11 protein-coding genes are annotated in these 14,865 nt (G+C 72.9%); 7 read left to right on the top strand and 4 right to left on the bottom strand.

From position 1 onward, the window contains the following. The 3 genes from GTW67_RS30950 to GTW67_RS30940 form a co-directional block, all read left to right on the top strand. Positions 1-838: sodium:solute symporter family transporter (locus tag GTW67_RS30950; protein ID WP_524539840.1), on the top strand; the 838-nt coding region annotated here is incomplete at its 5' end. 61 nt (positions 839-899) lie between these two features. After that, entirely contained in the window at positions 900-1,871 is a 972-nt protein-coding gene (gene speB / locus GTW67_RS30945; RefSeq protein WP_161168059.1) for an agmatinase, read from the top strand. Continuing rightward, complete coding sequence (locus GTW67_RS30940; protein WP_161168058.1) at positions 1,868-3,553, top strand: thiamine pyrophosphate-dependent enzyme; 1,686 nt, start codon at positions 1,868-1,870, stop codon at positions 3,551-3,553. Before speB ends, GTW67_RS30940 begins: the two co-directional genes overlap by 4 nt. A gap of 27 nt (positions 3,554-3,580) precedes the next feature. Here the strand turns inward: GTW67_RS30940 and GTW67_RS30935 are convergent, their stop codons facing one another. After that, on the bottom strand, positions 3,581-4,420 hold the full coding sequence (locus tag GTW67_RS30935; protein WP_161168057.1) for a helix-turn-helix domain-containing protein: 840 nt from the start codon (positions 4,418-4,420) through the stop codon (positions 3,581-3,583). A 113-nt stretch (positions 4,421-4,533) separates the two neighbouring features. On the opposite strand from GTW67_RS30935, the gene GTW67_RS30930 reads away from it, so the two are divergent. Further along, on the top strand, positions 4,534-5,130 hold the full coding sequence (locus GTW67_RS30930) for an NADPH-dependent FMN reductase (protein ID WP_161168056.1): 597 nt from the start codon (positions 4,534-4,536) through the stop codon (positions 5,128-5,130). Between the two features lie 7 nt (positions 5,131-5,137). On the opposite strand, the gene GTW67_RS30925 is transcribed toward GTW67_RS30930, so the two are convergent. Further along, positions 5,138-5,950, bottom strand: a complete 813-nt coding sequence (locus tag GTW67_RS30925) for an endonuclease I family protein (protein WP_161168055.1) — start codon at positions 5,948-5,950, stop codon at positions 5,138-5,140. A 238-nt stretch (positions 5,951-6,188) separates the two neighbouring features. On the opposite strand from GTW67_RS30925, the gene GTW67_RS30920 reads away from it, so the two are divergent. The 3 genes from GTW67_RS30920 (at position 6,189) to GTW67_RS30910 (ending at position 11,912) form a co-directional block, all read left to right on the top strand. After that, complete coding sequence (locus GTW67_RS30920; RefSeq protein ID WP_161168054.1) at positions 6,189-9,908, top strand: ABC transporter transmembrane domain-containing protein; 3,720 nt, start codon at positions 6,189-6,191, stop codon at positions 9,906-9,908. An 85-nt stretch (positions 9,909-9,993) separates the two neighbouring features. Then, positions 9,994-10,392 (top strand): hypothetical protein, encoded by a 399-nt coding sequence (locus GTW67_RS30915; protein WP_161168053.1) that lies wholly within the window; start codon positions 9,994-9,996, stop codon positions 10,390-10,392. 95 nt (positions 10,393-10,487) lie between these two features. Then, positions 10,488-11,912, top strand: coding sequence for a S28 family serine protease (locus GTW67_RS30910; protein ID WP_161168052.1), 1,425 nt, complete (start codon positions 10,488-10,490; stop codon positions 11,910-11,912). A gap of 48 nt (positions 11,913-11,960) precedes the next feature. Here GTW67_RS30910 and GTW67_RS30905 read toward each other — a convergent pair whose 3' ends face one another. Both GTW67_RS30905 and GTW67_RS30900 read right to left on the bottom strand, forming a co-directional pair. After that, on the bottom strand, positions 11,961-12,611 hold the full coding sequence (locus GTW67_RS30905) for a hypothetical protein (protein WP_161168051.1): 651 nt from the start codon (positions 12,609-12,611) through the stop codon (positions 11,961-11,963). A 118-nt stretch (positions 12,612-12,729) separates the two neighbouring features. Continuing rightward, positions 12,730-14,556 carry a glycoside hydrolase family 3 N-terminal domain-containing protein gene (locus GTW67_RS30900; protein WP_161168050.1) on the bottom strand — a complete coding sequence of 609 codons (1,827 nt, stop codon included), beginning with the start codon at positions 14,554-14,556 and terminating at the stop codon, positions 12,730-12,732. Positions 14,557-14,865 lie beyond the last annotated feature (309 nt).

Here is a 14,865-nt window from a genome sequence, read left to right as displayed (position 1 = left end):
CGACGCTCTTCCGATCTACCCGCTGGGCATCGGCGGCGAGACGATCTTCACCTATGTGCTGATCTACACCTTCGGCATGCTCATCGGGCAGGACATCTGGCAGCGCGTCTTCACCGCGGGCAGCGACCGCACCGCCAAGTGGGGCGGCACCGTCGCCGGCACCTACTGCCTGGTCTACGCCGTCGCCGGCGCGATCATCGGCACCGCCGCCAAGGTGCTCTACCCGAACCTCGCCAGCGCCGACGACGCCTTCGCCACCATCGTCAAGGACGAGCTCCCCGTCGGCGTGCGCGGCCTGGTGCTGGCCGCCGCCCTGGCCGCGGTGATGTCCACGTCCTCCGGCGCCCTCATCGCCTGCGCCACCGTCGCCAACAACGACATCTGGTCCCGGCTGCGCGGCGCGATGCGCGGCCACGAGGACGGCGAGCACGACGAGGTGAAGGGCAACCGCGTCTTCATCCTCGCCATGGGCTGCGCCGTGATCGTCATCTCCATCGCCCTCAACGACGTCGTCGAAGCCCTCACCGTCGCCTACAACCTCCTCGTCGGCGGCCTCCTCGTGCCCATCCTCGGCGGCCTGCTGTGGAAGCGCGGCACCGCGCAGGGCGCCCTCGCCGCCGTCGCCGTCGGCGGCCTCGCGGTCGTCGGCCTCATGGCCGGCTACGGCATCCTCGCCAACGAGCCCGTCTACTACGGCCTGCTGGCCTCCCTCGTCGTCTACGTCGCCGTCTCCCTGGCGACCCGGCCCACCGACGCGGCCGTCCTGGACGCCTGGCGCGACCGCCTCGCCGGCCGAGCCCCCGAATCCGCACCCGAACCGGTACCGGCCCACCAGTAGAGTCGTACCGAGCGGTACAGAGCAGTAAATACGCGAAGAAGCGTAAGAAGGAAGGCAATTCATGAGCAGCAACGAGACGCCCCGCGGCCCCGTCGACTCCTCCCGCGTGCCGCGGTACGCCGGGCCCGCGACCTTCGCCCGGCTGCCCCGCCTGGACGAGGTCGGCACCGCCGACGTCGCCGTGGTGGGCGTGCCGTTCGACTCCGGCGTCTCGTACCGGCCCGGCGCCCGCTTCGGCGGCAACGCCATCCGCGAGGCGTCCCGGCTGCTGCGCCCCTACAACCCGGCGCAGGACGCCTCCCCCTTCGCCCTCGCGCAGGTCGCCGACGGCGGCGACATAGCGGTGAACCCGTTCAACATCAACGAGGCCGTCGAGACCATCGAGGCCGCCGCCGACGACCTGCTCGGCACCGGCGCCCGCCTGATGACCCTGGGCGGCGACCACACCATCGCGCTGCCGCTGCTGCGCTCGGTCGCCAAGAAGCACGGCCCGGTCGCCCTGCTGCACTTCGACGCCCACCTGGACACCTGGGACACCTACTTCGGCGCCGAGTACACGCACGGCACGCCGTTCCGGCGGGCGGTCGAGGAGGGCGTCCTCGACACCGAGGCGCTCTCCCACGTGGGCACCCGCGGCCCGCTGTACGGCAAGAAGGACCTCACCGACGACGAGAAGATGGGCTTCGGCATCGTCACCTCCGCCGACGTCTACCGCCGCGGCGCCGACGAGGTCGCCGACCAGCTGCGCCAGCGCATCGGCGACCGCCCGCTGTACATCTCCATCGACATCGACTGCCTGGACCCGGCCCACGCGCCCGGCACCGGCACCCCCGAGGCCGGCGGCATGACCTCCCGCGAGCTGCTGGAGATCCTGCGCGGCCTGGCCTCCTGCAACCTGGTGTCCGCGGACGTCGTCGAGGTGGCCCCGGCCTACGACCACGCCGAGATCACGTCCGTCGCCGCGTCCCACACCGCGTACGAACTGACCACGATCATGTCCCGCCAGATCGCCCAGGAGAAGGCAGCGAAGTGACCCACGACCACGACCTGGTACTGCGCCCGACCGCCGAGCAGACGGAGGCGGCCCTCAACCCTCCCCCCGGCCGCAACGGCGGAGACCTGGTCGTGGAGACCCTGGCCGGGCTGGGCGCGACCACCGTCTTCGGCCTGCCCGGCCAGCACGCCCTCGGCATGTTCGACGCGCTGCGCCGCTCGGACCTGCGCTACATCGGCCTGCGGGTGGAGAACAACGCCGGTTTCGCGGCGGACGCCTACGGCCGGATCACCGGCGAGGCGGCCCCGCTGCTGCTGTCGACCGGGCCTGGCGCCCTCACGTCCCTCGCCGCGCTCCAGGAGGCGCGGGCGGCCTCGGCGCCGGTCCTGGCGATCAGCAGCCAGGTCCCGACGGCCGGGCTGGGCGGCGGCCGGCACGGCTATCTGCACGAACTCCCGGACCAGGCGGCCTCGTTCCGGGGCGTGGTGAAGTCCGTCCACACGGTCCGCACCCAGTCCCAGATCCCGTCGGCGATCGCGGAGGCGTGGACGTCGGCGCTGACCGTCCCGCACGGGCCGGTGTGGGTGGAGATCCCGCAGGACGTCCTGCTGGCCGAGACGCCGGTCCCGGTCGTCACCGGCGGCGACACCTTCCCCGAGGAACTGCCCCCGCGCCCCGAACTGACGGCGGTCGCCGCCGACCTGCTGACCCGCGCGGAACGCCCCGCGATCATCGCGGGCGGGGGAGTGGTCCGCGCGGACGCGTCGAAGAAGCTCCGGCAGCTCGCGGAACGGCTCCAGGCCCCCGTCGTCACGACCTTCGGCGGCAAGGGCGCCTTCCCCTGGACGCACCCGCTGTCCCTCCAGTCCTGGCTGGAGGACCGCCACACGACCGACTTCCTGGAGGACGCCGACGTACTCCTCGTCGTCGGCTCGGGCCTCGGCGAACTCTCCTCGAACTACCACACGTTCGCGCCGCGCGGCCGGGTGATCCAGATCGAGGCCGACCTCGGCAAGCTGGAGTCCAACCACCCGGCGCTGGGCATCCACGCTGACGCCCGCCTCGCCCTCCAGGCCCTGCTGGAGACGGTGGGCGAACGCCAGGACCCGACGGCCCCGGAGCGCGTGCGGGCCGTGCTGGACAAGGTCGGCGAACGCATCGCGTCCCAGGACCTCACCCTGGAACAGGACGTCCTGGCCGCCGTACGCGCCGCCCTGCCGCCCGGCGCCCCGTCCTTCTGGGACATGACGATCCTCGCCTACTGGGCCTGGTCGGCCTTCGACGCCAAGGCCCCCAACACCATGCACTCGGCCCAGGGCGCCGGCGGCCTCGGCTACGGCTTCCCCGCGGCCCTCGGAGCCGCGGCGGCCGACCCCACCCACCCGGTGCTGGCGGTCTCGGGCGACGGCGGCGCCCTGTACTCCATCGCCGAGCTGGCCACCGCCCGCCAGTACGGCCTGAACGTCACGTGGCTGATCGTCGACGACGGCGGCTACGGCATCCTGCGCGAGTACATGACGGACGCCTTCGGCCAGCCCACGGCGACGGAACTGACCCGCCCCGACTACGTGGCCCTGGCGGAGTCCTTCGGCGTCCCCGGCGTACGCACGTCGCCGGAGACCCTGGAGGCCGACCTGGCGAAGGCCCTGGCCGCACCGGGCCCGTCGGTGGTCGTCCTGCCCGCCGTACTGCGGATGTTCGCGCCGACGCACCTGGACTGAGCCCCGGCGCACCCGGCCGGACACGCCCTAGGAGATCGCCCGCAGTCGGCCCTGGCCCCGCCGTCCGCGCAGCCCGTCGACGGCGAGGGACGTCTCCTCGTCGGCGGGCAGCAGCACGAGCAACTGCTGCGCGTCCGCGGGCAGCTCCAGCGACTCGCGGCGCAGCCGGAGCCCGCATCCCGAGGGGTGGTCGATCCGCAGCACTCCGCGCGAGGGCACCACGTGCCGGTTCACGCGCCGGGTGAAGTCGGGGCCGGCGACCGGCGCCAGCTCCGTGATCAGCCACTCCGCGTTCTCGATCGCCGGGCCGAGCCACAGGTCGAAGGCCTGCTCGTCGGCGACGTCGTCCCAGGAGGGGAAGAACGTCCGGGCGCGGGGGTCGGTGAAGACGTAGCGGGTGAGGTTCGGCGTCTCCGCCTCAAGGAGGCCCGAGCCGTCCGCCACGGCCGCGAAGGCGTCGGTCCACGCGAGCAGGTCGCCCAGCCGGTTGGTCACCACGGCGATGCCCGGTTCGATCAGGCGCAGGGTCTCCAGGACCGACGGGCGGACCTCCCGGCGCGGCGGCTCGGCCCGGGCGTGGGCGACGCACCCCCCGCCGGTGATCTTGGCGAGGTAGCGCAGATGGCCGCGTTCGGCCGGGCTCAGGGTGAGCGCGTCGGCGAGCGCGTTCAGCACGGCGATCGAGGGGTTGCGGTCACGGCCCTGCTCGATGCGGGTGAGGTACTCGACGCTGACCCCGGCCCGGGCGGCGACGTCCGACCGCCGCAGCCCCGGTGACCTGCGGCGGCCGTGGTCGGGCAGGCCCAGCGACGCGGGCTGGATGCTGTCGCGCCTGCTCCGGAGGAAGTCTCCCAACGGTGTCCTCATGGACGGAGCGTAGGGCGCCGCCGGCCGCGCCCGGGGGACTCAGGGTGGCCCTGTCGGGGCCAGCCTGAGCATGGTCTGGCTGTGTCCGGCACCGGGAGCCGACAGTGGGCGGCATGGAGAACACCCAGCACAGGCTCGTGATCCTCGTCGGCAGCGTCCGCGAGGGACGGTTCGGTCCCGTGGTCGCCTCGTGGGTCGCCGGCCAGGCCCGCGAACACGGCGCGTTCGAGGTCGAGGTCGTCGACCTGGCAGACGTCGACATCCCGCTCGCGCTGCCCGCGGCGTCGCCGAAGTACGCCGGCGACGACTACCCCCGCCCGGCCGGCATGGCGGCCCTCACGGCGGCCCTGGACGGCGCGGACGCGTTCGTCGTGGTCACACCCGAGTACAACCACAGCTACCCGGCGTCCCTGAAGGCGGCGATCGACTGGCACTTCACCCAGTGGACGGCCAAGCCGGTCGCCTTCGTCAGCTACGGCGGGGCCGCGGGCGGCCGGCACGCGGTGCTGCACCTGGAGAACGTGCTGACCGAACTGCACGCGGTGACCGTCCGCGACGGCCTGGCCTTCCCGAACTACTTCACCGCCTGGCAGGACGGCCACCCGCTCGACCCCGCGGCCCCCGGCTACGCGAAGACCCTGCTGGAGCAGCTGGCCTGGTGGGCGGGGGCGCTCCGCACGGCCCGCGAGGCCGCCCCCTACCCGGCGTGAGGGACGCCTACCAGATCGCCTCGACCCACTCCGGGTGGTCGACGAACGGGTTGCGGTTGTGCTGGTAGGTGTCGTAGACGACCTGGTTGCGGTGCTCCTCGAAGGCGTCCGGCGGGTCCTCGTCGTTCCACTGCTTGAGCACCGCCAGCTTCCCGATGTACGGGTTGCTGCCGTTGTTCACGCTGCCGTTGACCTCCAGGTCGGCCCAGCCGTCGCCGCCCTCGTAGCGGACCGCCATGTAGAAGATCATGCGGGCCACGTCGCCCTTGACCGCGTCGCGGGGTTCGAAGGAGTCGGAGTCGGTGAGGCTGCCGCCGCCGTTGCTGACGGCGCTGCCGCCGTCGTCGAAGTCCTTGTTGCCCCGGACGGCGTTGACCTGGACGTCCTCGGGGCGCAGATGGTGCAGGTCGGTGCCGGGCCCGGTGGAGGTGCCGAAGTCGCCGTGCGACTTGGCCCAGACGTGCTCGCGGTTCCAGTCGCCGGTGTCCCCGCCGTTCAGCGACTTGCTGCGGGAGACGCCCGAGTAGAGCAGGATCACGTTGCCGCTGTTCGCGGGGTCCTGGTCGGTGACCTTGAGCGCGTCCCAGACGGCCGAGTACGAGATCTTCGTCTGGTCGCTGACGATCGTGTGCAGGGACGACTTGAGGGCGGTCCCCGTCTTGCCGACCGCGTTCTTGTAGTACGTCGTGTCGTAGTCGTGCGTGGTGGCCGCGGCGGGGGCCGCGGTCAGGGACGGGACGGCGAGGCCGGTGAGGACGGCGGCCGCGGCGAGCGCCCCCGCTTTCCGTCGCCGGCCTGCGGACGTGCGTATCGCGAGCATGTGGGGTGTCCGATCTACGCGGGGTCTACGCGGGTTGATGCCCGAGTGATACCGCAGAGACTGACATGGACATGCGGCCGTCGGCGTGAAGGGAAGGTGGCGATTGCGTGACGAGCGCCCGCCCCTCCCGCACCCGTGGCGGCCCCCCGAATGTTGCGGCGGGATGAAATCCCAGCTCGCCCGTGTTGGTGCCTTCCGGTAGATCAGGTGAGCAGGACGACCGACCGGAGGGCACCGCGTGGACGCGCAACGGGGATGGGCACGGCGACTGGCGGGGTACGCCTGGCGGTATCCCAAGGACGTCGTCCTCGCCCTCGGTTCCTCCCTCGCCGGCATGGCCGTCATGGCCCTCGTCCCGCTGATCACCAAGGTGATCATCGACGACGTCATCGGCGACAAGACCAGGGACATGGCCACCTGGGCCGGCCTCCTGGTCGGCGCCGCGCTCGTCGTCTACGGCCTCACCTACGTACGCCGCTACTACGGCGGCCGGCTCGCCCTCGACGTGCAGCACGACCTGCGCACCGACATGTACGGCACGATCACCCGGCTCGACGGCCGGCGGCAGGACGAGCTGTCCACCGGCCAGGTCGTCGGGCGGGCGACCAGCGACCTCCAGCTGATCCAGAGCCTGCTGTTCATGCTCCCGATGACCATCGGGAACGTCCTGCTCTTCCTGATCTCCCTGGTCATCATGGCCGTGCTGTCACCGCCGCTGACGCTCGTCGCCCTCGCCGTCGCCCCCGCCCTGTGGTTCATCGCCCGCCGCAGCCGCACCCGCCTGCACCCCGCCACCTGGTACGCCCAGGCCCAGGCCGCCGCCGTCGCCGGCGTGGTCGACGGCTCGGTGAGCGGCGTACGCGTCGTGAAGGGCTTCGGGCAGGAGGAGCAGGAGACCGGCAAGCTCCGGGAGGTCGGCCGCCGGCTGTTCGCCGGGCGGCTGCGCACGATCCGGCTGAACGCCGCCTACACCCCCGCCCTCCAGGCCGTCCCCGCCCTCGGACAGGTCGCCATGCTCGCCCTGGGTGGCTGGCTGGCGGTGCGCGGGCACATCACCCTCGGCACGTTCGTCGCCTTCTCCACCTACCTCGCCCAGCTCGTCGGCCCGGTCCGGATGCTCGCCATGGTCCTCACCGTCGGCCAGCAGGCCCGCGCCGGCACCGAACGCGTCCTGGAGCTGATCGACACCGAGCCGTCCCTGACCGACGGCACCAAGGAACTCCCGGCCGACGCGCCCGCCGCCGTCGAGTTCGACGACGTGTCCTTCGGCTACGACCCCGCCCGGCCCGTCCTCGACGGCCTCTCCTTCGAGATCCGGCCCGGCGAGACCCTCGCCGTCGTCGGCTCCTCCGGCTCCGGCAAGTCCACCGTCTCCCTGCTGCTGCCGCGCTTCTACGACGTGACCCGCGGCGCCGTCCTCGTCGGCGGCCACGACGTGCGCGAGCTGACCCTCGACTCCCTGCGGGCCGCGATCGGCCTGGTGCCCGAGGACTCGTTCCTCTTCTCCGACACCGTGCGCGCCAACATCGCCTACGGCCGCCCCGACGCCACGGACGAGGAGATCGAGGCCGCCGCCCGGGCCGCGCAGGCCCACCGCTTCATCACCGAGCTGCCCGACGGCTACGACACCACCGTCGGCGAGCACGGCCTGACCCTCTCCGGCGGCCAGCGCCAGCGTGTCGCGCTCGCCCGCGCCCTCCTCACCGACCCGAGGCTCCTCGTCCTGGACGACGCCACGTCCGCCGTGGACGCCCGCGTCGAGCACGAGATCCACGAGGCGCTGGCCCAGGTCATGCGGGGTCGCACGACCCTGCTGATCGCCCACCGCCGCTCCACCCTCGGCCTCGCCGACCGCATCGCCGTCCTCGACCACGGCCGCCTCGCCGACCTCGGCACCCACGACGAGCTCCAGGAACGCTCGGCGCTCTACCGCCGCCTGCTCACCGACCCGGACGAGCTCGGCGGCGTCTCCCCCGGCCACGCCCGCCCCGCCGAGCAGCGGGAGGACACATCCGTCCGCGACGAGCTGGACGCCGAGTTCGACGCCGAGCGCGGCATCACCCCCCGGCTGTGGACCGGCGACCGCGCGACCAAGGACACCGCCCTCGCCGGCACCCCGGCCACGCCCGAGCTGCTCGCCCAGGTCGACGCCCTGCCCCCGGCCACCGACACCCCGGACGTCGACGAGGCCCGCGCCGTGCTGCCGGAACGGTCGTACGGCCTGCGCCGCCTCCTCGACGGTTTCGGGCGTCCCCTGCTCGTCAGCCTCGCCCTGGTCGCCGTCGACGCCGGCATGGGCCTGCTGCTGCCGGTCCTGATCCGGCACGGCATCGACGACGGCGTCAGCCGGCTCGCCCTCGGCGCGGTCTGGGCGGCCTCGCTGCTCGGCCTGCTCGCGGTGCTCGCCCAGTGGACGGCGCAGACCGGCGAGATCCGCATGACCGGCCGCACCGGCGAGCGGATCCTGTACTCCCTGCGCCTGAAGATCTTCGCCCAGCTCCAGCGGCTCGGCCTCGACTACTACGAGCGCGAGCTGACCGGCCGGATCATGACCCGGATGACCACGGACGTCGACGCCCTGTCGACGTTCCTCCAGACGGGCCTGGTCACCGCCTTCGTCTCGGTCGTCACCTTCTTCGGCATCATGGTCGCCCTGCTGGTGATCGACGTGCAGCTCGCCCTGATCGTCTTCGCCACGCTGCCGCCGCTGGTCATCGCCACGTTCTTCTTCCGCCGGGCCAGCGTCAAGGCGTACGAACTGGCCCGCGAGCGGGTCTCCGCGGTCAACGCCGACCTCCAGGAGTCGGTGGCCGGGCTGCGGATCGTGCAGGCCTTCCGGCGCGAGCGCGACGGCGGGCGGCGCTTCGCCGAGCGCAGCGACAGCTACCGGCAGGCCCGCACCCGCGGACAGTGGCTGATCTCGGTCTACTTCCCGTTCGTCCAGCTGCTGTCCTCCGCGGCGGCCGCCGCCGTGCTGATCGTCGGCGGCGGGCGCATCGACGACATGACGCTGACGACCGGCGCGCTGGTCGCCTACCTGCTCTACATCGACCTGTTCTTCGCCCCCGTCCAGCAGCTCTCCCAGGTCTTCGACGGCTACCAGCAGGCCACCGTCTCCCTCGGCCGCATCCAGGAGCTGCTGCGCGAGCCCACCTCCACCGAGGCCGCCGACAGGCCGCTCGACGTGCCGTCCCTGCGCGGCGAGATCGCCTTCGAGGACGTGCACTTCCGCTACGGCGACGAGGAGGAGGCCCTCACCGGCATCGACCTGCGCATCCCCGCCGGTCAGACCGTCGCGTTCGTCGGCGAGACCGGCGCGGGCAAGTCGACCCTGGTCAAGCTGGTCGCCCGGTTCTACGACCCGACGTCCGGCCGGGTGACCGCCGACGGGCGGGACCTGCGCGACCTCGACCTCACCTCCTACCGGCACCGCCTCGGCGTCGTCCCGCAGGAGGCGTACCTCTTCCCCGGGACCGTCCGCGACGCCATCGCCTACGGGCGTCCCGAGGCCACCGACGCCGAGGTGGAGGCGGCGGCGCGCGCGGTCGGCGCCCACGAGATGATCGCCACCCTGGAGGGCGGCTACCTCCACGAGGTCGCCGAGCGGGGCCGCAACCTCTCCGCAGGCCAGCGCCAGCTGATCGCGCTGGCCCGCGCCGAACTGGTCGACCCGGACGTCCTGCTCCTCGACGAGGCCACCGCCGCCCTGGACCTGGCCACCGAGGCGCAGGTCAACCAGGCCACGGACCGGCTGGCGGGCCGCCGTACGACCCTGGTGGTGGCGCACCGGTTGACCACGGCCGCCCGCGCGGACCGGGTCGTCGTCATGGACCACGGACGCGTCGTCGAGGACGGCACGCACGACGAACTGCTCGCGCTCGACGGACGGTACGCGCGGCTGTGGCGGACGTTCATCGGGGCGGCCGAACCGGAGGAGCCGGTCGGCGCCGTGCGCTGACAGCCCCGCACTCGCGCAACCATTCGACCCGGGCCGCGCGTCCGTACATCCGTACGTCCGTGATCACCGTACGGAAGGGGCCGGCATGGGCGGGAGCGGTGCCGGAACGCGCCGGCGGCTGGCGGCCGGCGCGGCCGTACTGACCGCGGCGGGACTCCTCGCCGTCGCGGCGCCCCACGACGCGCAGGCGGCCGCCGCGGCGGCGTGCGCGGGCCGCAAGGTCCGGACACTGCCGTTCGCCACCGGCTCCGTGCTCGTGTACCGGAGCGGCGGCTACGTCTGCGCCGTCACCGTCCCCAAGCGGACGGGCGCCGCGCGGCAGATGTCCGTCAGCGTCCAGGCGCGCGGCGGCCGGCCGGTCGTCGACGCGGGCCGCTTCACCTACCGGGCCGGGCCGGTGACCGTGTACGCCGGACAGCGGTGCGTGTGGGTGCGCGGCGCGGTGGACCGGAGCACCGTCAGTTCCGGCTGGATCCTCTGCTGATACCGGACCCCACCGGCCATTTCGTCATCTCCCCTGGTGTGCGGGCGTGTTGCTCCGATAGCTTCCGGCGCACATCTGTTTCACAGGGAGGGTGCATGCGCAAGGCGCTCAGATGGCTGCTGGCGCTCGTGGTGCTCATAGGCACTGTCAGCACGGCGGGCGCGGCCACCGCCGCCGAGCCGAAGGCCGTCGACATCAAGGACCGGCTGCTGTCCATACCGGGCATGAGCCTGATCGAGGAGAAGCCGTACACCGGCTACCGCTTCTTCGTCCTGAACTACACGCAGCCGGTCGACCACCGGCACCCGTCCAAGGGCACGTTCCAGCAGCGGATCACCGTGCTGCACAAGGACGTGAGCCGCCCGACGGTCTTCTACACCGGCGGCTACAACGTCTCCACGAGCCCGAGCCGGCGCGAGCCGACGCAGATCGTGGACGGCAACCAGGTCTCCATGGAGTACCGCTACTTCACCCCGTCCCGGCCCCAGCCGGCCGACTGGTCCAAGCTGGACATCTGGCAGGCGGCCAGCGACCAGCACCGGATCTTCCGGGCGCTCAAGCCGCTCTACTCGAAGAACTGGATCTCCACCGGCGGCTCCAAGGGCGGCATGACCGCCACCTACTACGAGCGGTTCTACCCGCGCGACATGGACGGCGTCGTCGCCTACGTCGCCCCCAACGACGTGGTGAACAACGAGGACTCGGCCTACGACCGCTTCTTCGCCACGGTCGGCACCAAGGAGTGCCGCGACCGCCTGAACGGCGTGCAGCGCGAAGCGCTGGTGCGCCGGGCGCCGCTGGAGAAGAAGTACGCGGCGTACGCGGCCGAGAACGGCTACACCTTCACCACCATCGGCAGCCTGGACCGCGCCTACGAGGCCGTCGTCCTCGACTACGTGTGGGGCTTCTGGCAGTACAGCACCCTCGCCGACTGCGCGGACATCCCCGCCGACGCCAAGAACGCCACCGACGACGCCATCTGGGAGTCGGTGGACACCATCTCCGGCTTCTCCGCCTACGCCGACCAGGGCCTGGAGACGTACACGCCGTACTACTACCAGGCGGGCACGCAGCTCGGTGCGCCGACGATCCACTTCCCGCACATCGAGAAGAAGTACGTCCGCTACGGCTACCAGCCGCCGCGCAACTTCGTGCCCCGGTCGATCCCGATGAAGTTCCAGCCGTCGGCCATGCGGGACGTCGACACCTGGGTGCGGCACAACGCCAGCCACATGCTGTTCGTGTACGGCCAGAACGACCCGTGGGGCGCCGAGCGGTTCCGCCTCGGCCACGGCGCGCGTGACTCCTACGTCATGACCGCGCCCGGCATGAACCACGGCGCGAACGTCGCCGGTCTGGTGCCCGGGCAGAAGGCCCTGGCCACCGCCCGCATCCTGGACTGGGCCGGGGTCGCGCCCGCCACCGTCCAGGAGAACCCGTCGGCGGCCCGGCCGCTGGCGTCGTTCGACGCCAGGCTGGACAAGCGGGACGTGCGGCACGAGTCGACGCTGCGTCCGTAACACCCCGTCACACCCGGCCGCGCCCGGCCGCTGTGCGCGCGAAGACGCTCACAGCGGCCGGACGCAGCCCACCGGGCGTGCGTCGTCACCGAGGCGGACGAACAGGGCGGTCCCGGCCGGGCACTGCGCCCGGCGGGTGACCGCCTCGGCCACCTCGTACTGAGGTCTCCGCTCGCCCGTGCCGTCGCACGCGGTCTCGCGGACCTTCCCGCCCCCGGCGTCGTGGACGCAGTCGCCGACGATGGTGCGCGGGCCGCCCCCGCCGCCCGGGTCACCGGGGTGCGGGGGCTGGAGCGACCGCATGCAGGCATAGCCCCGGGCCACCGCACCGTCCCCGTCCCCGTCCTCGTCGGTGGAGGGCCGCTGCTCGCTGATGTGCAGGACGAAGTCGGTGGTCGCCGGGCAGGGCGGCCCGCCCGACGCCTTCCCGTCGTGCCGGGCCACGACCCGGGCCGCCGCCCGCTCGCCGGAGCACGGCACCTCCGTGAAGCTGACCGTCCCGAACGAGCTGCACTCGTCGACGGCCAGGAACACCGCCCCGTACCCCGACGGCCGGGTAGCCGCGTCCGTCGGCGTCTGACCGCCCAGGCGTCCGCTCGTCCCCGTACCGCCGGACGACGGGCTCTGACAGCCCGCCAGCAGCCCGGCCAGCAGCGCCGAGAGCGCGCACAGCACGCCCGTGAACCGTCTCCCACGCATCGCCGTCCCCCCGGGTCCCCCGCCCAGCGTGGCCCGCCGCAGCGGGCGCACGCCAGACGCGCGGGGTTGCTTTGCGCACGGTGACGGGGCACGCTCCCGGCGCGTGGCGTACGGCGCGCTACGCCCGGTACGACAGCCCGTGTCCGAGCGGGTAGAGCACCGTCGCCGGATCGTCCGCCCGCACCACCGGCACGGGCAGCTTCCCGCGCGGCCGCGCCCGCCCGGCGATCACCCGGGCCGCCGCCCGCACCTCGACGTCCGTCCACGAGTACGCGGCCAGGAACGCCCGCACACCGGGGAGCTGCGCCACGTCGTACGGGTTGCGGATCGCGACCGCCACCACCGGCTTGCCGGTCGCCAGCAGCCGCGTGACCAGCGTGCGCTGACTGCTGCCCGCGGTGACGTTGTACGTGGCGACCACCACCGCGTCCACGCCCCCGGCGGCGGCGACCGCCTGGTCGATGACGGCGGCCGACGGGGCGGTGCCGGTGGACAGGGCGGTGGCCGTGAAGCCCAGCTCGCCCAGTGCGCCCGCGAGCGTTCCCGTCGGCGGGCCGGTCGTGCCCGACGGGGAGGCCGGGTCGGCGCCGACGACGAGCACCTTCGGTGTCCGGCGCCGGGAGAGCGGCAGCAGCTGCCCCTCGTTGACCAGCAGGGTGGTGCTGCGCTCGGCGATCCGGTCGGCGGCGGCCAGATGGCCCCGGGTGCCGACCGTGCGCTCCACGTCCCGGCGGCCGGTGTAGGCGTCCTCGAAGAGGCCCAGCTTCGCCTTCAGCCGCAGCACGCGCAGGATCGATTCGTCGAGCCGCGCCTCGGTCAGCTCGCCCTCGCGCACGGCCGTCAGCACCGCGTTCCACGCGAGGTCCAGGTCCGGCGGGTTGAGGAGCTGGTCGACGCCGGCCTTCAGCGCCAGCACCGGCACCCGGTCGTCGCCGTACTTCGTCCGTACGCCCTCCATGCCGAGGGAGTCGGTGACCACGACCCCGTCGTAGCCGAGTTCCTCGCGCAGGATGCCGGTGAGGATCGGGCGGGACAGGGTGGCCGGGTCCTCGGAGGCGTCGAGCGCCGGGACCACGAGGTGGGCGGTCATGATCGAGTCGATGCCGGCCGCGACGGCCGCGCGGAACGACGGCGCGTCCAGCTCGTCCCACTGCTCACGGCTGTGGGTGATGACCGGGAGGCCGGTGTGGCTGTCGGTGGCCGTGTCGCCGTGCCCGGGGAAGTGCTTGGCGCACGCGGCGACGCCGGAGCGCTGATACCCCGTCACCTCGGCCGCCACCAGGCCGGCCACCGCCGCCGGGTCGGCGCCGAAGGACCGTACGCCGATGACCGGGTTGGCCGGGTTGACGTTCACGTCGGCCACGGGGGAGTAGTCCTGGCGGATGCCCATCGCGCGCAGTTCGGCGCCGGAGATCTGGCCGAGGGTGCGGGCGTCGGACCGCGAGCCGTTCGCGCCGACCGCCATCGCGCCGGGGAAGAGGGTCGCCGGCTCGCCCACGCGGGCCACTATCCCGTGCTCCTGGTCCGTGGAGATCAGCACCGGCAGCCCGCGCGGCAGCGACAGGGACGCCTTCTGGATGCCGTTGGACAGGCCGGCGATCTGCTGCGGGTCGCGGGTGTTGTGCGCCCAGGCGAAGTAGATGACGCCGCCGACCCGGTACTTGGCGATCAGCTCCTCTGCCGTGCGGACGCCGATCTCCTTGAGGTTGGCGTCGATGTCGGCCTGGTCGGGGGCGGTGGCGGAGTGGCCGTAGACCCGCATCACGAAGAGCTGGCCGACCTTCTCCTCCAGCGTCATGCGGGAGATGAGGGCCCGGAGCCTGCCGTCGTCGGGCCGGTGCCGGCCGGCGTACGCGGTGCCGCCCGCCGCGAGGACGGCGGTGACGCCCGCGGTGGCCGCGAGGACGGTACGTCTGGAGGGTCGTGCGGTGCTGCTGTCTTGCACGTGCGCTCCTTCCGGAGTGATCCGCTGGAGAGCTGCTGAAGGAAACTTCCAAGGAGTCACCAATATCCGGGAAGTTTCTGCCAGTCAAGGGAGCGCACACGAGTCGTCCCACGGGGCGGGGCCGCCGTCGGCGCACAGGGAGGGAGGTGCGCCGACGACGGCGCGCTGCCGGCCGCGGTACGGAGGAGAGGGGTGGTCAGCGATCGCACCCAGCAGCGAGGCCGACACCGCACCACGAAGACTCCCCCGGCAACGCACGCATTGGACGCCGGAAGCCTGCCCCGGGTTCCCGCATCCGGCGGGGGATCT

The sequence above is a fragment of the Streptomyces sp. SID5910 genome (assembly GCF_009862125.1).
Classification (GTDB): Bacteria; Actinomycetota; Actinomycetes; order Streptomycetales; family Streptomycetaceae; genus Streptomyces.
Note: the sequence above shows the minus strand (reverse complement) of the source record. Positions and strands in the feature narration are given on the sequence as shown.